We start from the raw sequence: 26,940 nt of genomic DNA on the forward strand, positions 1-26,940 counted from the left end.
ACAAGAAACAATGAAAATAGCCATTGAAGCACAGCGCATCTTCCGCCCCAACAAACATGGAATGGATTTTGTCGCTCTTGAGAGTGTCCGTGAGTTACAGAAGATGGATCACGAAAATGAGTATTTCATTTTCGTCAGTCCCGGTGAAGACAAATGCCTGAAGAGTTCGGAGAATGTGCACGTCATCGAACTGGAATGCCCTACCTATCCGCTGTGGGAACAGGTGGCTCTTCCGCGAGCGGTGAAGCGCATCCGCCCCGACTTGTTGCATTGTACCAGCAATACGGCTCCGTTGAACTGTCCCGTGCCGTTGGTGCTGACGCTGCACGACATCATTTATCTGGAGAAACGCCAATCGTCCAGCTTGTCGCTATATCAGGAGATGGGATGGCATTACCGCCGCCTGGTAGTGCCCCGCATACTCCCCAAATGCAAGAAAATCATTACAGTTTCCCGGTTTGAACGTCAGCGTATCCTCGATGCTCTGCACCTGTCCGACGAACAGTTGGTTGCCGTATACAACGGATTCAACAGCCATTTTCATCTTCAGCCCAAAGCTCCGGAAATCACCCGGAAGTATATCGATGCGGACGAATATCTCTTTTTCTTGGGAAATACCGATCCGAAAAAGAACACGCCGCGAGTGCTGAAAGCGTACAGTAACTATCTGAGACGTTCGCGGAAGAAGCTCCCGCTGCTCATAGCCGACCTCAAGGAAGACGCTATCGACCGGATATTGGGGGAAGAGAAGATTACGGACATCAAAGGCTACCTGTATTTCCCCGGATACATTGCGAATACCGACCTTCCGGCACTGTATAGCGGTGCATTCGCATTCCTTTATCCTTCTCTTCGCGAGAGTTTCGGTATCCCTATGCTCGAAGCAATGGCCTGCGGTACGCCTGTCATTGCCGGAAACACTTCGGCAATGCCCGAAATAGCGGGTGAAGGGGCTTTGCTGGCTGATCCGTTCAGTTCGGAGGACATCACGGCGAAGATTCTTCAACTGGAAGGAGATGCGGAATTTTACCGGCAACAAGCGGACTACGGAGTGGAGCGCAGCAAACTGTTCTCATGGAAGAACAGTGCGAAAGCATTGCTCGATATTTATAGGAATATGGCGGAATAGGAAGCGATTGCCCAATATAAAAAGACTTGCAACACCGGTATTCAGCTACCAGATTGCAAGTCTTGTTTTCCATCCTACTCTTGACCGGAGAAGAAGTCGGATTCTTTCACCTCAAAGCACGGACACGCCTTAATCCACTCTTCCGGCTCTATCTCCCCGTTTCCGTTCAGGTCGGGGCTCAAGTCACGATGACCGCAGATACGGCAACCGGGATAATCACGCAGCAACGCAAGAACGAGCACACGCATGGAATGAATCTGCCACTCGGTACGGGTATCGGCGGGACGACCGTGACAATCCAGCCCACCCTCATAACAGATGCCAATCGAACGAGCGTTGTAGCCGCGCGCATGAGCTCCGATACGTTCTATTTCACGGGTAGACTTGATGTCGCCATTTTTTCGGATATAAAAATGATACCCAGCACCGTTGAAACCACGACGGCGATGGCACACGTCCAGGTCGTCTTCCGTGAAATCCCTGTCCGCCCTAGTGGCGGAACAGTGGATCACAATCAGGTCAATCTTCCTCATCAACCTGCCCTTTCATCCTTTTAGCTTTTCTCTTTCTGCGAAAGAAAAACAGCACTTCCAATACAACTTCCAAGATTTTGTCAACCATAGCCTTGCATTTTTAATTGATTATTTATTCACTGAATACTAGAACATCGGAGATCCTGCAGAATTGCTCCGTAAGACATTTCTGCGGAATATATCTGTAGAACATCCCCGTCGGATTACTCCGCCGGATCCGGAGCTTCCCCATTGTTATCTCCGTCCTCTCCTCCGCCAGAACCGTCCGGACTGCTGCCATCATCTCCCGAAGCGTTCTTCTTATCCGAGAGTAACTCAAACACCATATTATTATCTCCGCCACGAGTAGTGGCCGTACTGTCGTTTGCCAGTCTGAGGGAATTGTCGACTTTGAAACGAAGATTGACACGGGTAATGCTTCTCACGGTGCAGTCTTTCTCCAATTCCACACCGGGACAGGTCAGCGTGGTATAGAAGATTCCCAACCCCTCCACTTTCACTTTATTGCCTGCCACAAGGACTTTCTTCATCGCGCGGACAAAGGATTTCATGACGTGCGACACATCCTCCACCGAAAGCGAACCGATCGTTTCGATTTCGCGCGCCAGCGCCTCTATTGAATAGATTTTTGACTCCCCCGACTTAGGTTTGAGGGCAAATACCATCGGCGAATCCGCATCGCTGATTCGTTTTCTGCGCTTATAGCGCACCACTGTAACTGTTGCCATACTAAAAATTGTTGTTTCTACGAAAAGAAGGACATTCTTCCTTTCTGTTGGTACAACAAAAGTACGACAACCGAAAGACGGATTAACGGATTACACCGGACTAGGAGGGATTAGAAAGGATTAAGAAAGGATAACAAGGAGTAAAAAGGAAATTGCTTTCATAACACAATGCCTTCCCGATTAATGTTAAGTGTCAGTGGTGTAGTAATATTTTCCCATACACGTTTCAACACGACCAATGTATTAATAGCTACCCCCGTTTGCGCTTCCAGTTCGCTTAAAGGACGGCGCAAAGTAAGCTCGGTTTCCGGTGTCAGTTCCTTCTCATCCACTACGATAAGCAAGTCTATATCAGAATCATGCCGGGCTTCCCCACGAGCTTCCGAGCCATAAAGTATGGTACGTGCCGTAGGCGCTATGCGATGCATTGTTTCTGCAATACGATGAACAATATCTGTACGTTTCATAAGCTATTTTTCCTCCTCTCCCACAAAGTTAAGAAAAGAATGGCTAAAACCTATATTTTCTCTCATTTTCTTTTTATCTCACCCCCAAAAACAGCCGGAACAGCTTGGCAAATCCGGTAAAAAAGCGTAACTTTACACTCTATAAATACGGACTAAAAACAATCAGAAAATGAAGACAAATGCAGAGCCGACCGATGACGAAAAGAAAGAGAAAACATTTGAATACCGAAGCTACGGAAAAGGGGAACTTGCCATGTTGTACCTCCCCGACATACAGCAGCAGAGTGCGGTAGACCGTTTCAACAAATGGATAGCCGCCGCTCCGGGACTGAAAGAACGACTCATCGCCACCGGCATGAATCCCCGAAGCAGAAGCTATACCCCCGCACAAGTACGGCTAATCGTAGAAGTGCTGCAAGAGCCCTGAACACAAGTACCGCTCATCCATAGACAAGTACCCCATTAAGCAAGCTCTCTCCCTGCCATTCACTCTTCAAACAGCTCCTTATCCGGCAGCCAGCAACTGGAGTCGAACGTCACACCTCCGACGCGCTGTTCTACGGGAACAGCCGGATCATGCGACTCCACGCACGGCAGGTAACGCCCGCTCACGGGATCATAGGCGAAAGTCACCATCCCACCCATTCCGAGATGTTTGAACTTCACCTTATCCACATACACGCGGGTCACCCCCACCTCCTTGTCACGTTCCACTACAATACCATAATCCGCCTTATTGAAGAAATCGGCAGAGCCGTTGATATCATACATTTCCACGCGCGGAGTAGTGTTCGTCACCGGGTTACGGTTCATCTTGCGCGGATGGGCGACAAGCACCACCAAGCAATTATGCTGCACCGCAAATTCCGTAATCATATTCAGGAAATTGGAAAGATACTGCGTCTCCGTCTGCCCCGGCTGCGGAGTGTGGTCAAGCCGGTTGAGCGGGTCGATCACCAGAATACGACACCCCCGCCGCACCACCAGCTCGTGCGCCTTCGCAAGCACCCGCGCCGGCGTAGCGTTCCCCTTCAGAGAGATATGCGACACGTTATCGGTAAGAAACTCCTCCGACCGCATCAGCAGCCCTTCCGAAATGCCGCACCCCTTCTGAAAACGGTGTCCGGTCAGCTTCTCCACCAACTTTCGGATGTGATAGACAATCGGCGTATTCTCCGGACTGAAAAAAGCGATCTTCCACTGATGGCGCAGACAAAGCCGCAACACCAGCTCGTCGAGCCACTCCGATTTTCCCGCACCCGGCACTCCCGTGAGGATGACAAGCCTCCCCCGTTCGTAAGTGCAGATCTTGTCCATTTCCTCCCAGCCGGTTTCCGCACCCGGTCCGAAACCATTCTCAAAAAGAGCAAGCAGGTCGCTGTGCAGGTCGGCGGCCGTGAACACCCCTTCGAGCGGAACCTCCGCCGCCTGCTCGATGGCTACCCGCAGACTGGCAACCCCGTATTTGCACAGATGTTCGTTCGCATCCTTGCAACCGGGTCCGTACGTCACCACACGGCAACGCTCGGCGCCCAAACGGTTGATCAATTCGTCACGCAGTTGCAGTCCGGCGGAATCGGTATCGACGGCAATGATAACCTCCGTCAAATCCTCGAAATGCGTCTCCATGAAACGGTCGAGCCAAGACAAGTTCGAATTGGCTCCGGCAGGGACGGAAATCACGCTCTTGAATCCGGCGGCAAGGGAAGAGGCGGCATCCAGTTCGCCTTCGTGGATGATGCAGGAAGTCTGTCCGAGCACGGAGTCGATGTTGTAGGGAATCAGTTCGGCGCCCTGAAACATCTTGAAATGCTTCGCGTCCACACTACGGAATTTCGTGTTGACCAGTTGTCCGTCCTCGAAATAGTTGAAGCAGACGCAACGCTCCTTCTGACCGGATTGCGACATGAATTCCTCCTGTTCCGTGATGCGCAATCCGGCGATGACGCTCTGCGGGATGCAACGTGTCTCCACCAGCCAACGTTCTACTGATTCGGAAAGCGTAGTCCGTGCCGGATCGAACACCGGACGCTGGAAATGACGGGGAACGGCTGCCGCACGACGCTGGCGGGCAGCACGCCGTTCGGCTTTCTCACGCTCTTCCGCTTCGTCGGGGACGTAAAAGTCCGCCCCGCAATGATAACAGTGACAATGCCCCGTATCAACGTTGACACGCAGCGAACGGTCGCGTTTGTTGTGGCGCGTGGCCTGACATTTATTACAAACAGTTTTCACTACGCCGCTTGTCCTCCGACGGACATCGACATCGTAACTGGCAAAATTTCTCATAACTTGCTTTATTTTTAAATGAATAATTATATTTCCCCCACACAGGGACAGGAAGACAAACACTTCATGTAGAACATGGAGAGATTGATACTTTCAAATGCGGGATGAACCGCTTTCGGACGTGGGATGAATGGTGTTCAAACGTGGGATGAATGACGCTCAAGCGTGGGATGAGCAGCGTTCAAACGTGGGACGAACAGCGTTCAGATGCGGGACGAGCAGCGTTCAAGCATAGAACAGACCGCAGCCGGATGTGTGCTAAGCTAATGCCCCCATCTTTTGTGCGCATCATCCCACACCGCCGAGTTGTCGGGTCTTGGCGGTGCGCTATCGGGAATAAGACGTCCCAAATACATCCGTTTTCCATCCACAATACTTTCAAAACGGCTCACATCCTTGCTCTCCCGCTCCTTGATTTCCCGCATCAACTCTTCGCGCAGCATACGGCAAGTAGGCGATCCGGCAGCGATATAATTGGAAAAATAGCGTTTCACGTCCTCAAAAAAGAGCAAGCCGCCTTCTTTTCCGTAGAGCAGGATATGCTTTTTGAACAGACCGATAATCTGCTGCTGATGGTCGATAAAAAGCCGTCCCAGACCGGAACGCTGCCCCGCCAGCTCCATATACAAGCGTGAGTCGGCAAGCCGGTCTACCAACGCTTCCCAAGACAACACCGGCTGTAACGGTTGCTGCCCCTCCTCATCCACCGCCCGAATCTTCATTCCCCTTTCAACAGGAACGGAAGAAGCTGTTCGGACTTCCGAAGTTTCCGAAGCCCTTGAAGTCCTCGAACTCCCCGAATCCCCCATAATTTCCGAAGCCCTCGAACTCCCCGAACTCCCCGAATCCTCCGTAATTTCCGAAGCCCTCGAAGTCCCTGTAGCAGAAATCTTCTCCTCCGTTTCCGGAATAACCGTCATCCCCGAAGTCCCCTTAATCCCCGAACTCTCCGCCGCCCCCGAATTCCCCGTAGCAGCCGTTTCAGGAATCCCCGTCACCACCGTAGCAGCATCAGCAGCTCCTCCCGCGAGGGTATTGCTGCTGTTGTTTACAACAGGAGTAATACCTATCTTCTCCTCTTCTCTCCTCTCTTGGGTTTCGTTGGGTTTTCGCCCTTTGGTGGCGGGCGTTTCAGCGCATTTCGCACGCTTCTTCGGGCGCCCTCCTTTTTTACCGTTTTCGGTATCCATTCTCCACTTTTCCTCAAGCCTTTGCATCACCCGGTCAAGATACGGAGCCCGGAACGTCTGCCGCTCCTCGTCCACCTCAAAAAGATTATAATCATGGAGCACCTTTTCCAGCATATCCAACTCAAGGTCATACCGCCGCGCGAACGCCCTCAACAAAAGCGGAGTGCACGACGCCTCATAATTATCTTTCGTGCGCAGGTGCAACAGCAACATCACATAAATGCCGAGCGCTTCCGCCGCATCCAGTTCCGACATCATACCGGCGATATTATCGTCATTCAGCAGATTTACTTCCAGATTAAAATACTGATCCTTCTTCATTATTCTTTCTATTTTAATAAATTATTCACGAAAATCATCCTTTTCGGACGAGCTAACTCAGTGAGCGCAAAGGTATTTTAAATGTTTTGGTTACACTTGTTGAAAAAAACAGAGGGCTATTACGATTCTTTTAACAACCTTTGCAGCAATATAATAACCATAAATAAAAATATTATTTAAATGAAAATGAAGTCAAATGTCATCCTGAATGACGACAAGGTAATCAAAGAGAGATTGAAATATTGTGTCCACATTACGTTAGGACGTTTTCTGAACATCCAGCGCACCGTATCGCCCCTGTCGCACGAGAAAGTAGCGGGACAGACCACCATCAATTCCAGCACGACATGGAACATGGAACAAGTCCGGAATTACAGCATATTATCGTACGCGCAAGTGATCTACACGCATTTCATAGCCTTGAAGTGCAAGTTCTACGTCCTGCATCTTTCAAAGACGATGATCAAAGCGATTCAAAACGGGCAGTGCATCATCATCAAAACCGTAGATCCCGACAAACTGGACGATTACCTTCCCGGCGAAATCCTCCTCGAGCAGCACCCCGACGCGGAAGAACTGGAACGGAGGAAAAAGGCGAGAGAGGCGTTACTGAGCAAATCCATGCACCTGCGGATAAGCAAAAGTCAAGAACAGGAAAATGAAAAGAAGAAAAAGGAAAATGAAAAGAAGAAGAAGAGAAAAGAACAGGAAAAGAAGAGAAAAGAGAAGGAGAAAGGAGGTAAGGGAAAAAAGAAATCGGAAAAACAGGTAAAGTTATCATAAGTTTACTACCTTTGTGGCACAAGAAGGATACAAAAGTAAGGACATGAACGATTGTGAAGAGACGAATGACAAGGCAATAAAAGCGCTCATAGTATTCAGAGAAATAAGTGATACGGACAATCTGTTCGCTCCTATTCTATGCGACGCTATCCGCATGACGGGTATTGACGTACGATGTTCCAAAGAAGCATTTTGGGAATCAGACACGGCGTATGACATCATACACTTCCAATGGCCGGAAGAAGTAGTAGGCTGGAACTGCGACGACCCCGACGTGATACGCCGGCTCGAAGAGCGCATCCGTTTCTTCCGTTCGCGCGGGGCGCATTTCGTCTACACGCGGCACAACGTGCGTCCGCACTACGCAAACGACATCATCAGCCGCGCCTACGACATCATCGAGACGCAAAGCGACATCGTGGTACACATGGGACATTTCAGCGCGGATGACTTTGCCGCCAGATACCCCCAAAGCCGGAATGTCGTCATCCTCCACCATATCTATGAATATACCTATCAGGAGGATATCAGCGCGGCGCGCGCACGCCAATACCTCAATCTGCCGCAGGAGGCGTTCATCGTCACCGCCTTCGGCAAGTTCCGCAACCGGGAAGAGATACGCATGGTGCTCGGAGCATTCCGTGCATGGAAACGGCCGCGTAAACTGCTGCTCGCTCCCCGTCTCTACCCTTTCTCCAGACGCAACGGGTACGGCAAGAACTTCCTCAAGAGATGGCTCTCGCGCTTCGGCTACTACGTGGTCAGGCCCCTGCTCAACCGCTGGCTGCATCTGAGAGCCGGAGGCAACGACGACCTGGTGGACAGTTGCGACCTACCTTATTATATAGCAGCTTCGGACCTGGTAATGATTCCACGCAAAGATATCCTGAATTCCGGCAACATCCCCCTCGCCTTCCTCTACCACAAAGTGGTGGTGGGTCCCGATACGGGGAATAACGGCGAGCTGCTGGCCATCACCGGAAACCCCTCGTTCGACCCCGACGACCGGGAAGATATCGTCCGCGCACTCGAAACCGGCGCACGGTATGCCGCTTACGAACACGGGGAGGCAAACTACGACTACGCCATCGACAACATGAATATCCAAAAAACGGGACGCGAGTATGCTCAAGTCTATAAAGACGCGATAAATGGCAGGTAATCTCAAAAGTCAGCTCTTCTCCGGAGTATTCTACACGGCGCTCGCCAAATACAGCGGCGTCGTCATCTCGCTCGTGGTGGCGGGGGTGCTGGCACGCCTGCTCTCGCCGGACGACTTCGGCATTGTGGCGATAGCCACCGTAATCATCGCCTTCTTCAACCTGTTCACGGACATGGGCGTATCCCCCGCCATCGTGCAGCACAAGACGCTGACACGGGAGGAATTGTCGGATATTTTCTCGTTCACCGTGTGGACCGGCATAGGCATAAGCGTCCTCTTCTTCGCCGCGTCGTGGCTGATAGCCGATTATTACAACAGCGACATCCTGCGGACACTGTGCCAGCTGCTGTCCGTCAACCTGTTTTTCGCCTCCGCCACCATCGTGCCGGGAGCTTTGTTCTACCGCAACAAGGAGTTCAAGTTCATCGCTATCCGCAGCTTCATCATCCAGATTTCCGCAGGAGCCGCCGCCGTCACCGCAGCACTCTGCGGAGCGGGACTGTATGCGCTGATTATCAACCCGATAGTATCCAGCATACTGATATTCGCCATCTCCTACCAACGCTATCCGCAACGCCTGCGCCTCACGCTGGGACTGACCGTGCTGCGCAAGATATTCTCCTATTCCGCCTACCAGTTCCTGTTCAATGTCATCAACTATTTCAGCCGCAACCTTGACAAGCTGCTGATAGGCAAATACATGGGAATGTCCGACTTGGGATACTACGAAAAATCTTACCGTCTGATGATGCTTCCCTTGCAGAACATCACACAAGTGATCACCCCCGTGATGCACCCGATATTCAGCGATTTTCAAGACGACAAAGGGAAGCTCGCCACCTCCTACGAACGCATCCTGCGCTTTCTCGCCTTCATCGGACTGCCGCTCAGCGTGCTGCTCTTTTTCACGGCGGAGGAAGTGACGCTGATCATCTTCGGCGACCAATGGCTGCCGTCCGTACCCGTTTTCCGGATTCTGTCACTGTCCGTAGGGATTCAGATCATGCTGTCTTCTTCCGGCTCCATCTTCCAGGCGGCGGGCGACACGAAGAGCCTGTTCGTATGCGGACTGTTCTCGTCCGCGCTCAACGTGGCGGGTATGCTGCTCGGAATCTTCTATTTCGGCACGCTGACGGCAGTGGCAAGCTGCATCGTCGTCACGTTCACCGTCAACTTCGTGCAATGCTACTGGCAGATGTACCGGGTGACTTTCCGGCGAAGCGTCCTGCCGTTCGTCCGTCAGCTCCTTTCTCCGCTGGCGGTAAGCCTGTTGATGGCGGCCATTCTCCTGCCGATACAGTACGCGACGGAAGGAATAAATATTTTTCTTACAATAATTGTAAAAAGTATAGTAAGTTTTACTATCTTTGGAGGATATATACAAGCTACGCGTGAGTACGACCTCTTTGGGAAAATACGAAGCATGGCGGGAAAAGGAAAATAAATGAACGAAATGGACAACATACATCAAGACGAAGAGCACGCATGAAAGCCTTATTCCTGATATTTCACGGTTTCGATAAAGCAAACGGAATCAGTAAGAAGATACATTACCAAGTGAAGGCCCTCAAGAAGTGCGGCGCGGATGTTCGCTTGTGTTACTACGACACCACGCCTTTCGGCAACCGGAGGCTGATGATCGACGACGAGGTGATGGCCGATTTCGGCAAAGGGACGATGGCGAAGTTGCTGAAACGTGTCTACTACTCGCCTATCGTGAAGTACGCGCAGCGGGAGAAGATCGATTTTGTGTACATCCGTTCCTATCACAACGCCAACCCTTTCACGCTGCGGCTGGTGGAACGCCTGAAAAAGACGGGGGCGAAAGTGGCGGTGGAGATACCGACATATCCTTACGATCAGGAGTACATCTCACGGTCTATGAGAGCTTCGCTCGCTGTAGACCGTTGTTTCCGCCACCGGATGGCGAAGCTGCTGGACGGCATCGTGACTTTCTCCAACGCGGAGACGATTTTCGGAGGCAGGACGATCCGGATTTCCAACGGGATCGATTTCGACGCTATCCCGCTGCGGAGCGGACAGAACGACACTTCACACGAGCTGCACCTGATCGGTGTGGCGGAGGTGCACTATTGGCACGGGTTCGACCGCCTGGTACGGGGCCTCGCGGAGTATTACCGGACGAATCCGGAGTATAAGGTTTATTTACATATCGTAGGTCCGCTGTCGGGCGAACGGGAACGGGAGGAGATTCTTCCCGTGATACGCGACCATCATCTGGAGGAGTACGTGATTCTGCACGGACCTCTGCACGGAGAGGAACTCGATGCGCAGTTTGAACGCGCGGACTTTGCCATCGGCAGTCTGGGACGCCACCGGAGCGGTATCACGGAAATCAAGACACTGAAAAACCGGGAGTACGCGGCACGCGGGTTTGCCTTCACTTACTCGGAGACGGATGCGGATTTTGACGCTATGCCGTATGTGTGGAAGGTGCCTGCGGACGAGTCGGCGGTGGACGTCCCGAAGCTGATTGCGTTTCAACGGTCGTTGAAGATTCCACCGGTTGAGATCCGGGAGTCGGTCCGCCCGCTGTCATGGAAAGCGCAGATGCAGAAGGTGATTGAGGAGGTCGGACTTAAAAAAAATAACTGATGAATAAACAATTAAGAATAGCCTACTGCATTCCTTCGCTCTATTACCCCAGCGGTATGGAACGGGCACTGACTCTGAAAGCGAATTACTTTGCAGAGCATTTCGGCTATGATATACATATTATCCTGACGGATGGAAAAGGGAAAGAGCCTTACTATCCGCTGCATCCGTCTATCACGCTTCATCAACTCAGTATCAATTACGACGAGATGTACGGGCGTTCCTTGATGAAACGTATTTCGGGATATTCGAAGAAACAGCGGATTTACAAGAAGCGGCTGAACGAGTGCCTTTGCGAAATCCGTCCGGACATCACGGTGTCTCTGCTGCGGCGTGAGATCAACTTCATCTGCGAGATGAAGGACGGCAGTGTCAAGCTGGGGGAAATCCATTTCAACAAGTCCAACTACCGCGAGTTCAACGATAACCGGCTTCCCGGATTCGTGCAGCGGATGGTGAAGCAGCATTGGATGCGGCAACTGATCCGGCAACTGCGGAAAGTGCGCTATTTCGTCGTGCTGAGCAACGAGGACGCAGCCCAATGGACGGAACTGGGCAACGTGAAGGTGATTCACAATCCGCTTCCTTTCCTCCCCGACCAACAGTCGGACGGCACGCAAAAACAGGTGATTGCCGTAGGAAGGTATATGCCGCAGAAAGGATTCGACCGCCTCGTGAGCGCCTGGCGCATCGTCAGCCGGAAACATCCGGACTGGACGCTGTCGATCTACGGGGACGGTATGCGCGAGCAACTCCAACGGCAGGTGAATGAGGAAGGGGTGGCTTCGAGTTGCCTGCTCAAACACACGGTGCAGAATATCGTGGATAAGTATTGTGAGAGTTCTATCTTTGTCCTGTCTTCGCGCTATGAGGGGTTCGGAATGGTCATCATCGAGGCTATGGCGTGCGGGGTGCCCCCCGTTTCGTTCACGTGCCCGTGCGGACCGAGAGATATTATCGCAGACGGCCGCGACGGGTTGTTGGTGGAGAACGGTGACATCGAGGGATTGGCGGAGAAGATCTGTTATCTGATTGAGCATGAGGACCTGCGCAGGAAGATGGGACGGCAGGCACGGGTGGATGTGGAACGTTTCAGGATTGAGCATATCGCGGAGCAATGGAAAGAGTTGTTCGAGGAGGCTTTGGAAAAAGGTGGTTCCGACGGTACGATAAATAAATAAACGGTGTTCTTGAACAGATAAGTAGTACGCTTAATAAATCAGGAAGTGAGTTATGGGAGTTTGGTATAAGAAATATTTGCAGGTGTACGAGAGACCGTTTGCGGAAGCTCCTCAAGCGGTGGTGGAGGAAGTGCGGCAGAAGATCGCCGGGCTTCAGAGCGAGAATCCGGTGGTTACCGTCTCGCTGATAGGCTACAACGAGGAAAAACATCTGCTGGCTTGTCTGTGGTCGCTGAGCGAGATGCAGTGCAAGTATCCCGTAGAGATCATCGGGGTGGATAATGAATCGAAGGACCGCACGGCGGAGATTTTTCGGGCGTGCGGAGTACCTTATTATACGGAGACGCAGCATAGTTGCGGTTTTGCCCGCCTTTGCGGGCTGAACCACGCACGGGGAAAGTATCACATCAACATTGATTCGGACACGATGTACCCGCCCAAGTATGTGGAGACGATGGTGGATGCGCTGGAGCGTCCGGGCGTTGTCGGGGTAAGTTCGCTATGGAGCTATATTCCGGACGAGGAGCATTCCCGGTGGGGACTGAAGCTGTATGAGGCTACCCGAGATTTGCATCTGTGGCTGCAATCGTTCAAGCGTCCGGAGCTGAGTGTGCGGGGACTGGTGTTTGCCTACCGCACGGATTTGGCACGGAAAACGGGCATCCGCACGGACATCATCCGGGGCGAGGACGGGTATCTGGCGCTACAACTGAAACAGTTCGGGAAAATCGCTTTTGTGAGAAAACGCCGCGCACGTGCCGTCACGGGGTATGGAACGGTGGGAGCCGACGGATCGCTGTTCAACAGTTTCAAGGTTCGTGTGGCCAACGGGCTGAGGGGAATCGGAGGACTTTTTACCAAGAAGAAGGAATATAAGGATGAGGAGAGCAATCTCGTGAAAAAGAAGAAGAAGTGAGGAAAAACTATCTCACAACAAGACAACAAGAGAGAAATGTTATGAACAAGGGATTTATTATTAATATCGTTCTTTTTTTAATCAGTGGCCTGATCATGTCCGGCTGCATCCGTCATGTCAATCTATATGAGGGAGACAAAGACGGGGAAGACAAGGATGAGGGAGGAAAGGAGGAAACTGACACAAGGCAGGATGTCATCTGCGAAACGGACTTCATATACCCTTTCGGTGACGAGACGGCCCATAAGAAAATCGAAATTACCATTCGTCTGAAAGCTGACCGGAAGGCGGAGCCTTCGCGTGCGGAAATACCTCCTCTGAAGTATAATAAGGAATGGCTGTTCATGATGACGCAGGATGATTGTATGCATTCGGCTTTTTCTTATACGTGGGCGGCTATTCACGGCAAACCTTTGTCCTACAACTATCATTATGACTTGGCTCATATCCAGTATGGGGATCTACCTCCGGATGTACATTATATGGGAAAGACGCTCGCTACCACCGACGGAACCGGACGGGAAGTGCGCTTTTCTTTCACTACCACTGTGGCTGCCGAATGGGATTTTATGAATGCCTCTACTTGGGTGCAACAAGGATATTCGAAGGATTTTTTCCGTTTCTATAAAAAGTCAGGACTGGTATGGGGCAATCTGCAGGAAATGATGAACTACGGTGTGGGAATCGCTTTCCATGATTTGAACGTGGAGGAAGAAGATAGAACTGTGGAGAATTTACTGGCACATTTCCCCATCGCGCAGGATATCATACGCGGGAAACTGAATGACCGCACCTGCAAAATGCTGGCAGAGCCGAACAATGAAAAGGTGTATATCGAAGCTGCCAGACAATATCCTCCCGTCAGAACCATGACCGCGCAAAGCAGAGCGGTAAAGCTGTATCCTTTCAAGGAAGACAGGGACCTGGCACAGGTGGTGCTGGAAAGGAGCTTTTACAATCCGACCGGAGAGGACGAAGAGTCTCATCAGGAAGTGATAAAGGCTGCCATCCGCGAAGAACTCGACCGCCCCCAAGAAGAACGGGCGGCTATCTCAATAGGCGTGCACAACACGGATAGCGGATGGGTGGACTTTCTCGAATGGCTCAACGACCAGTACGGACGGGATGGTGACGACTCGATGTGGTTTGCCAATCAGGAGGAGTATTATGAATATTATTATTACCGCCGACACACCATACCCGATCTGACGCAAACAGATCCGGATACCTGGAAGCTGACAATGGAACTGAAGGGAGAAGAGAATTTCTACTACCCTTCCGTGACGGTCAACATACCGGGTGTCAGCCTGTCTGATATCGACCATATAGAGACTAACGAGGACGTAACCGGATTCAGTTACGGTGACTACAAGGACGGACTTATGCTGAATATCGACTGCCGGACGTCATTAGTGGAACACGCGGAGAACTTTGTCAAGCGGCATGAAGCCCGGAGGACAGATGCTTCTGCCAGAGCGGACGCCCTTTATTTCGTAGATATGCTGAAAAAATCGGAGAAGAAAGAGGAACTGAAAGCACGTATTAATTAAAGAAGCCTGTATGAAGTATATAATATGAACAAAAAAGCCGGAACTTTACTGAGGCAACTGGCATTCCCCATGTTGTTGATGTTGTTGTGCTATATCAATCTTCAATATATGCACTACACGGTTCTTATGGACAAGTATTCTCTTACCACGTTCTCTTACGTGGAGAATATTTTCCATACGCTTGCCGACGTATGCCTGTTTTTCTTCCTCCCACTTTTCCTGATCAAAAAAAAGACATATCTTTTCTTTATTCCTTATGCCCTCATTACGCTTCTTACTATTGTCAACGTGCTGTACAGCAGATTCTTCTATACGTATATGCCACCTGTATTGTATGGCGAGGTCAATAATCTGGGAGGGATTTCTACCAGCGTGCTGTCTATGTTCAGGTGGAGCGACATTACGATAGTGATAACGACCGTAGCGAGCATATTGTTTTACAAGGCTTATCATGTCGGCTACTACGGCATTGTAGACAAGGCACGGAGAATCGTCTCCGCCTGCATACTGGGAACTGCCGTCCTCATCATCGGGGTGCTGGTGAGTATTGCCACTATACATTGGTCGTCATTGAAATATAAGTATATACACCCATTCAAGAACAGCCCGACAGAATGTATCTTCAAGTTCGGCATTCTGTATGGAACCGCTATACAGTTTATCTCCAACAACAAGCAGGATTATGATCCGAAAGAGTTTGCCAGACTCGAGCCTCTTTTTAATGCAACCGGATACTGCACCGACGGACAACCGAAGAAAAATATCATCTTCATCCTGGTGGAGTCGTTTCTGGCATTTCCCACAAGTATGAGCATAGGCGGTGTGGAGATCACCCCTACCCTCAACAGACTGGTGAGAGAGGGGGCATATTACAATAAGAATATGACCTCACTGATCCAACTGGGCGAATCCAGTGACGGGCAGTTCACCTATTTAAACGGACTCTTACCCAAAAAGAGAGGGGTAACTGTTTATGATTATTTTGATAATACGTTTGAGTCTATCCCCAAATTACTGAAAAGACAGAATCCGGAAACAGAGTGCCGGATGGTGATTCCTACGTCGTCGAAAATGTGGAGACAGGACGGGATATGTATACGGTATGGATTCGACAGACTCTATTCGAGAAAGGAATATGCGCTGAAGGAATGTGATGACAGTTGGCTGAATGACAAGCTGCTCTTCGAGTATGCGGCAAGCATCGACAAAACGGGCAGGCAGCCTTTCTTCTCGATGATCCTCACTTCGTCTACGCACTCGCCTTACAAGAAGATATTCGAGGAATATGCCATTCCTTTTCCGGACTCATACTCCGATGAATTGAAAGTGTATTTGTCTAATATACATTATATGGATAAGTATTTGGGCAAGTATATTGATTTCTTGAAGGCAAACCATCTCTATGACAATTCGCTGATTATAATTGCCAGCGACCATTCAATTTCCAACGACTGGCTAAAATTGAAGGAGGAAGATAGTGCTTTTTCAAAAATTCCGTTGTATATTGTGAACGCTCCGCAGAAAATCAACAAAAGAAGCGATCTGGCTATCTCACAAGCCGACCTGTTTCCCACGATTCTAGACTTGGCGGGCATTGACTCGCAATGGAGGGGTGTAGGCAACAGCCTGCTTCGTCCCGACTCGGTGATGGATAGCGAAAGAGAAAAACTGAGGGTCCTGCATAGGGAGGAGATCTCTGATATTATATTGGATAGTGACTATTTTAAAATAAAATAACGCATAACTATGAACGACGATACACTTGCTCTTTGTCTCGAAATTCTTTTCTGGTTTGCCCTGTTCGTTGTGTTCTACACGTATCTGGGCTACGGAATCCTGCTTTACATCCTTGTCAAGCTGAAAGAGCTTTTCGTGAAACCGGTGAAACGCTCGCTCCCGGCAACGGACGGGGAACTGCCGGAGGTGACGCTGTTTATCACGGCTTTCAACGAGGAAGAGGTGGTGGACGAGAAGATGGAGAACTGTCTTGAGCTGGACTATCCTGCGGATAAGCTGCACATTGTCTGGGTGACAGACGGCAGCAATGACGGAACGAATGAACGCTTGCAGACACGCTGGCAGGGAAAGGCGACGGTGCATTTCCAACCGCTCCGGCAGGGGAAAACGGCTGCGATGACGCGCGGAATGACGCTTGTAGACACTCCGCTCGTTGTCTTCACGGACGCCAATACGATGGTAAACCGGGAAGCGATACGGGAGATTGTACTCGCTTTTCAGGATCCGAAAGTGGGATGCGTGGCGGGAGAGAAACGGATTGCCGTGCAGACGAAGGACGGGGCTGCCGCCGGTGGCGAAGGGATTTACTGGAAGTATGAGTCGACGCTGAAAGCGTTGGACGCACGGCTATATTCGGCGGTGGGGGCTGCGGGTGAACTGTTTGCCGTACGCCGCGAACTGTTCGAGGCGATGGAACCGGATACGTTGCTCGACGACTTTATCCTATCGCTGCGAATCACGATGAAGGGGTACACGATTGCTTACTGCACCAATGCCTACGCCATCGAAAGCGGTTCGGCGGATATGAGGGAGGAGGAAAAAAGAAAAGTGCGCATCGCTGCGGGAGGATTGCAATCTATCTGGCGGCTGCGCCCATTGCTGAACCCGTTCCGCTACGGGGTGCTCAGTTTTCAGTATACGTCGCACCGGGTGTTGAGGTGGTCGGTCACTCCGTTCCTGCTGTTCACACTCCTGCCGCTGAACGTGGCGATTCTGCTGTCGGGCGGTTCGACGGTATTCTACGGGGTGCTGCTCGGGATGCAGCTCCTCTTCTACGGGTTGGGATATTGGGGCTATTATCTGTCTACCAAACAAATTAAGAACAAGATACTCTTCATCCCTTATTATTTTCTTTTTATGAATATCAATGTGTTGAAAGGGATCCGTTACCTGAAGAAGAAAAAAGGAAACGGAGCGTGGGAAAAAGCGAAACGGGCGGAGAAGTAAAAACAAATTGCGGAATCTTTTGTTATCTTAATAAAAAATATGGATAGGACATTACACAATGCAAACAATGCACAACGGATTCTGGAACTGACGGCAGACACAATGTTGCTGATAGACAAAAACGGCTTCTGTGTGGATATCGATTCTCATTGCGATTTATGGTTTCTGCAGGAGGAAGTTCTTTTAGGGAAGAATATTTTTGAACTTTTGCCGGAACGTACACGGGATAAGGTAATGCCGGTGTTCGAGACGGTGATCGGGGAACAGCGGAATATCAGCAAAAACTTCAAGCTGGAGCTGAAGGAAGAGACGTTCTATTTCAAGTGTCTCATGTATCCGTATGATGATATGGTGCTTTGCCAATATCGGGATATCACGCAAAGAAGTAACGTGAAACGCCAGTTGGAGCAGGCAAACCGTACGTTGCGCGAGATTCAGAAGGTGGCGCAGATCGGACATTGGACGTATAATACAGCAGAAAACGTGTTTTATTATACGGGATATACGGGGGTATTGTGCAAGGAAGGTGTGCAACAAATCTCTTTCGACGAGTACAAACAAGTGATAATGGAGGAAGACCGTCCGGCTTTCGAGGACTGGTGCGGAAAGAATATGTCGGAATTCAATCAGGAAAGTATCAGTTACCGGATTCGGCTTGACGGGAATATCTTCTATGTGCGCATCCAGACTTATCTGCGGGAGGAACTGCCCGACGGGAGTTGCAATATAGAAGGGTATATTCAGAATATCACCGCTCTCCAGCACCGGAGAAATGACATCAATACGCTGACTCATGCCATTAATAATGCGAAAGAGAGTATCTTTGCCGCCAAACCCGACGGTACGGTGATTTTTGCCAACCGACGTTTTCTGCATAATCACGGTCTGGCGGATAATATGGATATCAGCCGGTTGAAAATCTATGATGTCGCCGCAGATATGCCGACCGAAGAGTCTTGGCAGGAACGGTGCAGGAATGCGGTGCAGAACGGTAGCAATACATTTATCGCACATCGTCCTTCTAAAATTCATAAGGATATTCTGGCTTACGAATGTACGATGTACAACGTTATCAGTGATTCCGGCGAGGAGAGTTTCTGGTCGTTCGCTCATGACATCTCGGAAAGAATGAGGTATGAGGCGCAGATCAAACGACTCAACCGAATTATGGATACGACAATCAATAATCTTCCCGCAGGGATCGTGGTGAAAGAGATTAACAACGATTTCAGATATGTGTATCGGAACCGCGAATCGTACAACCGCGATCATTTCAGTGATAATCCGGTGGGCAAGAATGACTATGACTTCTATCCGCCGATTGTAGCGGAAAAGAAGAGGCAGGAGGATATTGAGGTGGCTGCTACCGGAAAAGGACTGCATTGGGTCGCTGAGGGAAAGGACAGGAACGGAAATCTGATTATTCTTGACAAACGGAAGATTAAGGTGGATGGTGACGAGTTGTCCTCTCCTATCATCGTCAGCATTGAGTGGGATATCACGGAGCTGGAGATGATCAAGCGGGAACTCCAGTCGTCGAAGGAGAAAGCGGAGATGTCCGACAATCTGAAATCGGCTTTCCTCGCCAATATGAGCCATGAGATCCGTACACCGCTGAACGCGATTGTCGGTTTCTCGCATCTGATAGCCGAGAGTGATGACGCGGAAGAACGGAAAACGTATTATCAGATTGTGGAAGCCAACAACGAGCGTCTGTTGCAACTGATTAACGAGATTCTCGATCTTTCGAAGATTGAGTCGGGAACGATTGAGTTTTCGCTTGGGCTTACAAGTCTGCATAGTTTGTGTCAGGAAATACATGATGCGCATATATTCCGCACGCCGGAGGGTGTGCAACTTGTCTATGAGCCTTCGGACGAAAGCCTGCGGATAGAGACGGACAAGAACCGGGTGTTCCAGGTGATTTCGAACCTGATCGGGAATGCGGTAAAGTTTACGAAGGAAGGCAGTATCAAGTATGGTTATGAGTTGGTGGATGGCCAGATTGTATTTCATGTGACGGATACGGGCACGGGAATCGAACCGGAAAAGGTGGGACGTGTGTTCGAGCGTTTTGCCAAATTGAATAAGCACGCTCAAGGAACGGGACTGGGATTGTCTATCTGCAAGTCTATCGTGGAACGGCTCGGCGGACAGATTTCCGTCAGTTCAATAGTGGGTGTGGGCACAACGTTTACGTTTACTCTGCCGTATAATACACAGGAAACGCCCAAAGAGGTCGATTCGGAAATGAAGACAGTGCTCTACAAAGAGGAGGTGCCGCAGAGTGGAAACGGTGGTTCTACGAATGAAGGAACGGGAAAGGGAAAAGGAAAGGAAACAGGAACGGTCTGTATCCTGATTGCCGAAGATACGGACAGTAACTATGATTTACTGAACGCTATTCTAAGCAAGCAGTATCGTCTCGTCCGTGCCAACGATGGTATGGAAGCGGTTCTCTTGTACGATGAGGTGAAGCCGGATCTGATTCTGATGGATATCAAAATGCCGAATCTGGATGGACTGGAGGCTACCAAGATCATTCGCGAACTGTCTGCTACGGTCCCTATTATCGCTCAGAGTGCTTTTGCCTATGAGCATGATGTGAAAGCTGCGATGGAAGCGGGATGCAATGACTTCATAGCGAAACCGATAGCTCAGTCGAAACTGAAAGAGGTAATCGATAAGTGGCTGACGATGAAGTGACTATACCTGAATCAGAATATTGTGTGAGAATAAAGTAAGATTACTAAGATTATTATGAAAGCCTTTTATAGACTGTTCTACTATTTTTCTATCCTGCTGACAGGTGTTTTGGCAGGTGTTACCCTAGTGGGTGCTTTCGCCGGAAGTGCCACACCGGAAAGTTTCAAACTTATCTCTTTTATCGGCCTAGGGTTGCCTGTACTTTTATTGGCTAATCTGGCTTTTGCCATTTATTGGACGATCCGCTGGCGGTGTTGGGTTTTCCTTTCTCTCATTGCTTTATTCGGTAATTGGGGGTATATAAGTTGCGTCTTTCAGTTTCCTCTTTTCAGCCCGGCTTCGGAGCCGATAGCCAAGCTGGGAACCTATACACCCGGAATATTGACCGTAGCGACTTACAATGTGGATGCTTTCAACCACGAACATATGGGGTATTCCTGCAAAGGTATCGCCACTCAAATGCAGAATCTGCAAGCGGATATCCTCTGCTTGCAGGAGGTCGGCATCAATTCCTCATTTAACATTGACAGTGTATGTACCGCTTTTTCTAACTGGCCGTATCAGTATATTCCTTCCGCTCCCGAAGGAAAGGAGCTTTTGCAACTGGCTGTTTTCAGCCGTTATCCTATCAGGGAACAGAGTCTTATCACCTACCCTGACTCTAAGAATTGCAGCCTGTGGTGTGACATCGAAATACCCGGTCGCACAATCCGCCTGTTTAATAATCATCTGCAAACAACGGAAGTGACCCGTAACAAAAGAAAACTGGAAAAAGAGCTTTACAAGGAGGATACCCAAAAAGCGGAACGTGCCGCTCTGACTCTGATAGACGGTCTGCACGAGAACTTCCGGAAACGTGCCGGACAAGCTGATGTCCTCAAACAACTGATAGCCGACTCCCCCCATCCTACCCTCGTTTGCGGCGACTTCAACTCTCTACCGTCTTCTTATGTCTATCACACCATAAAAGGTAACAGGAAAGGTGATAAGGCAGGTAACAAGAAAGGTAACAAACTGCAAGATGGCTTCCTGACAAGCGGACATGGCTATATGTATACTTTCAAATTTTTCAAGCATTTACTAAGAATTGACTATATCCTACACTCTCCGGAACTGAAAAGTACGGATTACTTTTCACCGGACTGGAGTTATAGCGATCATAATCCGGTGGTAATGAGGATGAAGCTATAAAAAAAGAAAGCCGAACAGACTTATTTGTCCATCCGGCTTTTCCTTATGATATACTTCGTCTTAGAATATATATCTTAAACCAAGTTGACATCTCCATCGAGAGCTTATGTTTGAGATCTCTTTAAACGGATCGTATTTATCTCCTTGAGTATATTGAAATTCGCCTCCTTTTGAGTATGTGATAGGAGAATATGAATTATTGGACATATAACTTTCAAGTCCCCATTTTCTGTTCAGCAAGTTACCAACATTCATTATATCAATAGAGAATTGCAAAGTATGTGTTTCTTTAGCTACTCTGAATTTGAAATCTTGCAAGAAACGGAAATCAAAATGATGTTCAAAAGACATACGGTCTGAGTTTCTTTCATAATACTCACCACGATGGTCTTTCAGATACTTCGCACTGCCTAAGAATGCTTTCAAGTCTGCTTTTTGCTGATCTGCATCCAGTTTCGCCGTAGCCTTAAACTGCATCGCATCAATCTGCTCATCTGTAGGAATAAAAACCAAATCATTACCATTACTACCGTCGCCATTCAAATCACCGTAATAAGTCACATTATATGGAGCACCCGACTGACCTGTATATACCAGACTGACCGTTGATTTAAAACGTTTGGCATATTCCTTACCATAAGATAGAGATGCCACAATACGATGCGGAATACTATAATCGGATACACTCAACTCCGGAGCATTCGGATTACCTGTTGTCTCATTATATCTCCAGTTTGAATAGGCAACGGAAGAAGTCGCAGAATTGATAGACTTACTTTCTCCATAAGTGTAAGCTGCCATTACATCCAAACCAAAGTTGAATGATTTTTCCAATTTTAGAGACACGTTATAGGTATAGCCTTTACTTGTATTGTCCAACAACATTATGTCAGTATACCCGGTATTTTGCTTTTTAAACATAGGTCGGTTATCAAAAGCAAGCGACGGATAAGTAGAACCGACAGTAGCATCACCATCCATCTCATAATTCAAATTGCGATAATATATATCATTCAACGTCTTTGAATAAAGACCTTCCAATGTCATCTTTACATCTCCCGGAAGCATATATTCGAAAGCCAGATTAGCACGAAGGTTCTGAGCAAATTTAAAATCTTTAGAGAAGACATCTACCTCTGTCGTAGATGCCGTTGCATTTTGTAACATTTCAGCCTGTCCTTTGGGATCAGTATTGAAATAGAAAGCATTACCCAATTTCTTTATATCGTTACTATATAAAGAATACTTCTCAAATTCCATACCTGTATTTGAAAAACTATTGCTTAACCACACAAAAGGTATACGACCTGTGAAAACACCGAGTCCACCACGCAACAAGGCTCTTCCATCATCAGTCAATTTCCAACGGAATCCCAAACGCGGAGACCACAAAGGAGTACTACTCAGTTTACGATTAGTATAAACACCATAATTTTTAGCTATATCCGTATTGTTGAAAGTATCGTTTTTTGTAGGAGTATCCAAGAAAATTGGAATATCCATACGAATACCATACGTCAATGTAAACCGGTTGGTAGCATTCCAAGTGTCTTGAGCATAAAATCCTAACTGCATAGCTCCGAAACTAGGAGCCCAATCGTCCCTACCCGTTACATCAACCTTTGAACGACCATAGTAATAATTATTAATGACTCCATTTTCTAAGTCATCAATACTGTTAAAGGTATAAGCACCATAGAGATTCTGAATAAACAGATTCTCAAATTGATACATCTCATTATGAGTACCGAATATCAATGAGTGATTACCTAACAATACAGAGAAGTTATCTGATAATGTAAAAATGTCCTGATCCAAACGATTTGCACAAGAAGAGTATTCCGTACCCAAAATCATTGAAGATGCCCCTTTCTTTACGGTGATTGCCGGGAATATATCCCCTTGAGGCTCACGGTTATCACGTACACGTACATATGAAAAACGAGCTTCATTATTCATATTATCACCAATACGGGAATTCAATTCGGCAGTCAGTGAATGTGTCTTATTAGTAAAAACAAACGCTACATCGGAAGCATTCAGTTTTGAGTATGAACGAGAGAAATTATAACGTTGTGCTCCTACAAAACTATAACGAGCCGTAAATTTATTACGATCATTTATATTCCAGTCTATTTTTGTTCCTACTTTATCTGAACGTGTATAGATATCTTTCGGATCAAAATTAGCATTATATTTACCACCTGTTTTATCCTTCAAAATATTCAATACGCGCTGCGTCTCCTCAAGTGTGAAATCGGAACCATCACCAACATTATATGCTGTCGGATAAGATTTATCCGTTTTTTCGTAATTGGCAAAGAAGAATAGTTTGTCTTTAATAATAGGACCACCAATCGTTACACCCCATTGATAATCATGCTGTTTATCTAATTTTGTACGTTTCTGTCCTTCTTCCATCTCTCCGGCAGTAGTTCCGATCAAAGCTTGTGTATTTCCAAAGAAATATGCGGAACCGTGGAACTTATTTGTACCAGACTTAGTAATTGCATTAATTCCACCACCGGTAAAACCTGACTGGCGAACGTCAAAAGGCGCGATATTTATCTGAATCTGTTCAATCGTCTCTAATGAAACCGGTTCAACGCTAGCTTGTCCTCCGTTCGTTCCATTGGAAGTAAGGCCGAACACGTCATTATTCATTGCTCCATCAATTTGGAAGCTATTATAGCGGTTGTTGGCACCTGCAAAAGAAATCGCACCATTGGAATTTACAGTAGCCTGCGGAGTCAGACGGGTGATGTCATTCAGACTACGGCTCATTGTCGGCACTGATTCTATATTCTTTAAAGAAAAGCTAGTTGCAGCTCCAGTACGACTGGCTGCCACACCTTTCTGACCTGTAACAACGACCTCATCCAATAATTCTGAGGATTCTTTTAACTGAATATCTAACTGGTAGGTTTCTCCTAATTGAAGATTAATCTTATTGAAAACCGCAGTGCTATATCCCACGTAGGAAACTTCAACTTTATAAGGACCGCCGGCACGCATACCTTGCATCGTAAATCGCCCGTCTATATTTGTTATTGCTCCATAACGGGTTCCGGAGGCCTCATGTATAGCTACTACCGTCGCGCCTATGATAGGTTCTTTCTGCGCTGTTACCTTACCCGCTATACTGGAGGTCGTAACTTGTGCATTTACTGTAGCAATAAGCATCAGCATCGCTACTACTAAAAAAGATCGCATTCTCTTTTGCATAATGTAATTGATTAGTTAATACTAATTGTTTGATCTTAAAACTGTGGCAAATATAATTAATATTATTTAGAACTACGTTACGATTATACTACAAAATTTTAAGAGAGATAAACATTTTATTGCGTTATAAAACAATAAAGGCTCTACAAGCATTGTAGAGCCTTTTATTTTGAAACTGAAAGTATTAGAATTATTTCAGTCTATTACTTTCTCTAGTCAGTCATTAACTTTCTGTAACGAACACGCTTGGGTTCTTCATTGCCTAAACGTTTCAATTTATTTTCCTCGTATTCGGAATAAGAACCCTCAAAGTAGAATACATTGGAATCGCCTTCGAAAGCAAGGATGTGCGTACAGATACGGTCGAGGAACCAACGGTCGTGGGAAATAACAACTGCACAACCGGCGAAATCTTCCAATCCCTCTTCTAATGCCCGCAATGTATTCACGTCGATGTCATTGGTAGGTTCGTCGAGCAACAGCACGTTCCCTTCTTCCTTCAGCGCCATCGCCAAGTGCAGACGGTTCCTTTCACCACCGGACAACACTCCGCAAAGTTTTTCCTGATCGGCTCCGGAGAAGTTGAAACGTGAAAGATATGCACGCGCATTCACATCACGTCCACCCATACGAAGCAATTCATTGCCACCCGAAATGACCTGATAGACACTCTTATTCGGATCAATATCCTTATGTTGCTGGTCGACGTACGCCACCTTTACAGTCTCTCCTACTTCAAATTCGCCTTTGTCTACCGATTCCAGCCCCATGATCAGGCGGAACAGCGTTGTTTTTCCTGCACCGTTAGGACCAATCACACCGACAATACCATTGGGGGGCAGCATAAAGTTCAAATCGTCAAACAACAGTTTGTCTCCGTATGCCTTAGCCACGTGCTTGGCTTCAATGACTTTGTTGCCCAAACGAGGACCGTTAGGAATGAAGATTTCAAGTTTTTCTTCCTTCTCTTTCACATCCTCATTCAAGAGTTTGTCGTAAGAGTTAAGACGTGCCTTACCCTTTGCCTGACGGGCTTTAGGAGCCATACGCACCCACTCCAACTCACGCTCCAAGGTCTTACGGCGTTTGCTGGCTGTCTTTTCCTCCATTTCCATACGTTTGGTCTTTTGTTCCAACCAGGAAGAGTAGTTACCTTTCCAAGGAATGCCTTCACCACGATCCAGTTCGAGAATCCATCCGGCAACATGATCGAGGAAGTAACGGTCGTGCGTCACTGCAATAACTGTTCCCTCATACTGCTGGAGATGTTGTTCCAACCAGTCGATAGACTCTGCGTCCAAGTGGTTGGTAGGCTCGTCAAGCAACAGAATATCAGGTTTTTGCAACAACAAGCGGCAGAGGGCAACACGACGGCGCTCTCCTCCGGAGAGATTTGCCACCGGCTGATCTTCGGGCGGACAGCGGAGAGCGTCCATCGCACGCTCCAGTTTGCTATCCAGATTCCATGCGTCTGTCGCATCAATGATATCCTGCAACTCTCCTTGACGGGTGAAAAGAGCATCCATCTTATCCTGATCCTCATAGTATTCAGGCAGAGCGAATTTCTGGTTGATTTCTTCGTATTCCGTAAGTGCGTCCACAATAGGTTGAACGCCTTCCATTACTACTTCTTTTACCGTTTTTGTGTTGTCCAGATAGGGTTCCTGTGCCAGATAACCCACAGAATATCCCGGCGAGAATACAACTTCTCCCTGATAGGATTTCTCCAAACCTGCAATAATCTTCAACAAGGTAGATTTACCGGAACCGTTCAGACCGATTATACCGATCTTAGCTCCATAGAAGAATGACAGGTAGATGTCCTTCAACACATTCTTATTGGGTTGGAAAGCTTTGCTTACTCCAACCATCGAGAAGATAATTTTTTTATCGTCAGCAGCCATATATTAATAATGTATATTGTTGATAATGGCACAAAGATAAGAAAAATGTTTGAAATCTTTTGGAGTTATAAAAAAATGTTCTACC

At 48.1% G+C, this 26,940-nt stretch carries 20 protein-coding genes; 13 read left to right on the plus strand and 7 right to left on the minus strand.

The genetic code is table 11. The annotated features are described in order from the left end of the window. Nucleotides 1-10 precede the first annotated feature (10 nt). A complete protein-coding gene (locus ACNOGP_RS16630) occupies nucleotides 11-1,129 on the plus strand; it encodes a glycosyltransferase family 4 protein (protein ID WP_418213249.1) in 1,119 nt (372 codons plus the stop codon). Between the two features lie 74 nt (nucleotides 1,130-1,203). Here ACNOGP_RS16630 and ACNOGP_RS16635 read toward each other — a convergent pair whose 3' ends face one another. The 3 genes from ACNOGP_RS16635 to ACNOGP_RS16645 form a co-directional block, all read right to left on the minus strand. Continuing rightward, on the minus strand, nucleotides 1,204-1,662 hold the full coding sequence (locus ACNOGP_RS16635) for an N-acetylmuramoyl-L-alanine amidase (RefSeq protein ID WP_418210732.1): 459 nt from the start codon (nucleotides 1,660-1,662) through the stop codon (nucleotides 1,204-1,206). A 203-nt stretch (nucleotides 1,663-1,865) separates the two neighbouring features. Next, nucleotides 1,866-2,390 carry a DNA-binding protein gene (locus ACNOGP_RS16640; RefSeq protein ID WP_195475173.1) on the minus strand — a complete coding sequence of 175 codons (525 nt, stop codon included), beginning with the start codon at nucleotides 2,388-2,390 and terminating at the stop codon, nucleotides 1,866-1,868. Nucleotides 2,391-2,548: 158 nt separating this feature from the next. After that, nucleotides 2,549-2,857, minus strand: coding sequence for a nucleotidyltransferase domain-containing protein (locus ACNOGP_RS16645; RefSeq protein WP_007753256.1), 309 nt, complete (start codon nucleotides 2,855-2,857; stop codon nucleotides 2,549-2,551). 169 nt (nucleotides 2,858-3,026) lie between these two features. Here ACNOGP_RS16645 and ACNOGP_RS16650 point away from each other — a divergent pair, with 169 nt between their 5' ends. Further along, the gene (locus ACNOGP_RS16650) at nucleotides 3,027-3,284 is read left to right on the plus strand and encodes a DUF4248 domain-containing protein (RefSeq protein WP_007759829.1); all 258 of its coding nucleotides are present in this window, start codon (nucleotides 3,027-3,029) and stop codon (nucleotides 3,282-3,284) included. A gap of 59 nt (nucleotides 3,285-3,343) precedes the next feature. Here the strand turns inward: ACNOGP_RS16650 and ACNOGP_RS16655 are convergent, their stop codons facing one another. Together ACNOGP_RS16655 and ACNOGP_RS16660 are read right to left on the minus strand one after the other, a co-directional pair. After that, nucleotides 3,344-5,146, minus strand: a complete 1,803-nt coding sequence (locus tag ACNOGP_RS16655) for a bifunctional DNA primase/helicase (RefSeq protein ID WP_418213250.1) — start codon at nucleotides 5,144-5,146, stop codon at nucleotides 3,344-3,346. A gap of 263 nt (nucleotides 5,147-5,409) precedes the next feature. Continuing rightward, on the minus strand, nucleotides 5,410-6,657 hold the full coding sequence (locus ACNOGP_RS16660; RefSeq protein ID WP_418213251.1) for a Lin1244/Lin1753 domain-containing protein: 1,248 nt from the start codon (nucleotides 6,655-6,657) through the stop codon (nucleotides 5,410-5,412). 180 nt (nucleotides 6,658-6,837) lie between these two features. Between ACNOGP_RS16660 and ACNOGP_RS16665 the strand changes: the two genes are divergently transcribed. The 11 genes from ACNOGP_RS16665 to ACNOGP_RS16715 are packed head-to-tail and all read left to right on the plus strand — an operon-like array spanning nucleotide 6,838 to nucleotide 21,726. After that, on the plus strand, nucleotides 6,838-7,440 hold the full coding sequence (locus ACNOGP_RS16665; protein ID WP_418213252.1) for a hypothetical protein: 603 nt from the start codon (nucleotides 6,838-6,840) through the stop codon (nucleotides 7,438-7,440). Nucleotides 7,441-7,483: 43 nt separating this feature from the next. Beyond that, a complete protein-coding gene (locus tag ACNOGP_RS16670; protein ID WP_195475177.1) occupies nucleotides 7,484-8,602 on the plus strand; it encodes a glycosyltransferase family 1 protein in 1,119 nt (372 codons plus the stop codon). Next, the gene (locus tag ACNOGP_RS16675; protein WP_418213253.1) at nucleotides 8,592-10,046 is read left to right on the plus strand and encodes a lipopolysaccharide biosynthesis protein; all 1,455 of its coding nucleotides are present in this window, start codon (nucleotides 8,592-8,594) and stop codon (nucleotides 10,044-10,046) included. The genes ACNOGP_RS16670 and ACNOGP_RS16675 overlap by 11 nt, the downstream gene beginning before the upstream one ends. Before the next feature lie 41 nt (nucleotides 10,047-10,087). Next, nucleotides 10,088-11,218: a glycosyltransferase family 1 protein gene (locus ACNOGP_RS16680; RefSeq protein WP_418213254.1), complete on the plus strand. Its 1,131-nt coding sequence runs from the start codon at nucleotides 10,088-10,090 to the stop codon at nucleotides 11,216-11,218. Further along, nucleotides 11,218-12,399 carry a glycosyltransferase family 4 protein gene (locus ACNOGP_RS16685; RefSeq protein ID WP_418213255.1) on the plus strand — a complete coding sequence of 394 codons (1,182 nt, stop codon included), beginning with the start codon at nucleotides 11,218-11,220 and terminating at the stop codon, nucleotides 12,397-12,399. Before ACNOGP_RS16680 ends, ACNOGP_RS16685 begins: the two co-directional genes overlap by 1 nt. 52 nt (nucleotides 12,400-12,451) lie before the next feature. Beyond that, complete coding sequence (locus ACNOGP_RS16690) at nucleotides 12,452-13,315, plus strand: glycosyltransferase family 2 protein (protein WP_418213256.1); 864 nt, start codon at nucleotides 12,452-12,454, stop codon at nucleotides 13,313-13,315. Nucleotides 13,316-13,356: 41 nt separating this feature from the next. Further along, on the plus strand, nucleotides 13,357-14,865 hold the full coding sequence (locus ACNOGP_RS16695; RefSeq protein WP_418213257.1) for a hypothetical protein: 1,509 nt from the start codon (nucleotides 13,357-13,359) through the stop codon (nucleotides 14,863-14,865). A gap of 24 nt (nucleotides 14,866-14,889) precedes the next feature. Then, the gene (locus tag ACNOGP_RS16700) at nucleotides 14,890-16,602 is read left to right on the plus strand and encodes an LTA synthase family protein (protein WP_418213258.1); all 1,713 of its coding nucleotides are present in this window, start codon (nucleotides 14,890-14,892) and stop codon (nucleotides 16,600-16,602) included. 9 nt (nucleotides 16,603-16,611) lie between these two features. Further along, on the plus strand, nucleotides 16,612-17,829 hold the full coding sequence (locus ACNOGP_RS16705; protein WP_418213259.1) for a glycosyltransferase family 2 protein: 1,218 nt from the start codon (nucleotides 16,612-16,614) through the stop codon (nucleotides 17,827-17,829). Nucleotides 17,830-17,868: 39 nt separating this feature from the next. Next, complete coding sequence (locus ACNOGP_RS16710; RefSeq protein WP_418213260.1) at nucleotides 17,869-20,535, plus strand: ATP-binding protein; 2,667 nt, start codon at nucleotides 17,869-17,871, stop codon at nucleotides 20,533-20,535. Nucleotides 20,536-20,589: 54 nt separating this feature from the next. Continuing rightward, nucleotides 20,590-21,726: an endonuclease/exonuclease/phosphatase family protein gene (locus ACNOGP_RS16715; RefSeq protein ID WP_418213261.1), complete on the plus strand. Its 1,137-nt coding sequence runs from the start codon at nucleotides 20,590-20,592 to the stop codon at nucleotides 21,724-21,726. A gap of 60 nt (nucleotides 21,727-21,786) precedes the next feature. Here the strand turns inward: ACNOGP_RS16715 and ACNOGP_RS16720 are convergent, their stop codons facing one another. Next, complete coding sequence (locus tag ACNOGP_RS16720) at nucleotides 21,787-24,951, minus strand: TonB-dependent receptor (protein ID WP_418213262.1); 3,165 nt, start codon at nucleotides 24,949-24,951, stop codon at nucleotides 21,787-21,789. A 212-nt stretch (nucleotides 24,952-25,163) separates the two neighbouring features. Beyond that, the gene (gene ettA / locus ACNOGP_RS16725) at nucleotides 25,164-26,855 is read right to left on the minus strand and encodes an energy-dependent translational throttle protein EttA (protein WP_007753297.1); all 1,692 of its coding nucleotides are present in this window, start codon (nucleotides 26,853-26,855) and stop codon (nucleotides 25,164-25,166) included. Nucleotides 26,856-26,940: the final 85 nt, after the last annotated feature.

This window comes from Bacteroides difficilis, from assembly GCF_048319815.1.
Taxonomy (GTDB): Bacteria; Bacteroidota; Bacteroidia; order Bacteroidales; family Bacteroidaceae; genus Bacteroides; species Bacteroides zhangwenhongii.

Excerpts from the sequence above, each read along its gene's own strand:
- ACNOGP_RS16680 (WP_418213254.1), top strand. The coding sequence starts at position 10,088 with ATGAAAGCCTTATTCCTGATATTTCACGGTTTCGATAAAGCAAACGGA.
- ACNOGP_RS16660 (WP_418213251.1), bottom strand. The coding sequence starts at position 6,657 with ATGAAGAAGGATCAGTATTTTAATCTGGAAGTAAATCTGCTGAATGAC.
- ACNOGP_RS16670 (WP_195475177.1), top strand. The coding sequence starts at position 7,484 with ATGAACGATTGTGAAGAGACGAATGACAAGGCAATAAAAGCGCTCATA.
- ACNOGP_RS16720 (WP_418213262.1), bottom strand. The coding sequence starts at position 24,951 with ATGCAAAAGAGAATGCGATCTTTTTTAGTAGTAGCGATGCTGATGCTT.
- ACNOGP_RS16635 (WP_418210732.1), bottom strand. The coding sequence starts at position 1,662 with ATGAGGAAGATTGACCTGATTGTGATCCACTGTTCCGCCACTAGGGCG.
- ACNOGP_RS16675 (WP_418213253.1), top strand. The coding sequence starts at position 8,592 with ATGGCAGGTAATCTCAAAAGTCAGCTCTTCTCCGGAGTATTCTACACG.
- ACNOGP_RS16705 (WP_418213259.1), top strand. The coding sequence starts at position 16,612 with ATGAACGACGATACACTTGCTCTTTGTCTCGAAATTCTTTTCTGGTTT.
- ACNOGP_RS16710 (WP_418213260.1), top strand. The coding sequence starts at position 17,869 with ATGGATAGGACATTACACAATGCAAACAATGCACAACGGATTCTGGAA.
- ACNOGP_RS16700 (WP_418213258.1), top strand. The coding sequence starts at position 14,890 with ATGAACAAAAAAGCCGGAACTTTACTGAGGCAACTGGCATTCCCCATG.
- ACNOGP_RS16630 (WP_418213249.1), top strand. The coding sequence starts at position 11 with ATGAAAATAGCCATTGAAGCACAGCGCATCTTCCGCCCCAACAAACAT.
- ACNOGP_RS16655 (WP_418213250.1), bottom strand. The coding sequence starts at position 5,146 with ATGAGAAATTTTGCCAGTTACGATGTCGATGTCCGTCGGAGGACAAGC.
- ACNOGP_RS16695 (WP_418213257.1), top strand. The coding sequence starts at position 13,357 with ATGAACAAGGGATTTATTATTAATATCGTTCTTTTTTTAATCAGTGGC.
- ACNOGP_RS16665 (WP_418213252.1), top strand. The coding sequence starts at position 6,838 with ATGAAAATGAAGTCAAATGTCATCCTGAATGACGACAAGGTAATCAAA.
- ettA (WP_007753297.1), bottom strand. The coding sequence starts at position 26,855 with ATGGCTGCTGACGATAAAAAAATTATCTTCTCGATGGTTGGAGTAAGC.
- ACNOGP_RS16715 (WP_418213261.1), top strand. The coding sequence starts at position 20,590 with ATGAAAGCCTTTTATAGACTGTTCTACTATTTTTCTATCCTGCTGACA.
- ACNOGP_RS16645 (WP_007753256.1), bottom strand. The coding sequence starts at position 2,857 with ATGAAACGTACAGATATTGTTCATCGTATTGCAGAAACAATGCATCGC.
- ACNOGP_RS16690 (WP_418213256.1), top strand. The coding sequence starts at position 12,452 with ATGGGAGTTTGGTATAAGAAATATTTGCAGGTGTACGAGAGACCGTTT.
- ACNOGP_RS16650 (WP_007759829.1), top strand. The coding sequence starts at position 3,027 with ATGAAGACAAATGCAGAGCCGACCGATGACGAAAAGAAAGAGAAAACA.
- ACNOGP_RS16640 (WP_195475173.1), bottom strand. The coding sequence starts at position 2,390 with ATGGCAACAGTTACAGTGGTGCGCTATAAGCGCAGAAAACGAATCAGC.
- ACNOGP_RS16685 (WP_418213255.1), top strand. The coding sequence starts at position 11,218 with ATGAATAAACAATTAAGAATAGCCTACTGCATTCCTTCGCTCTATTAC.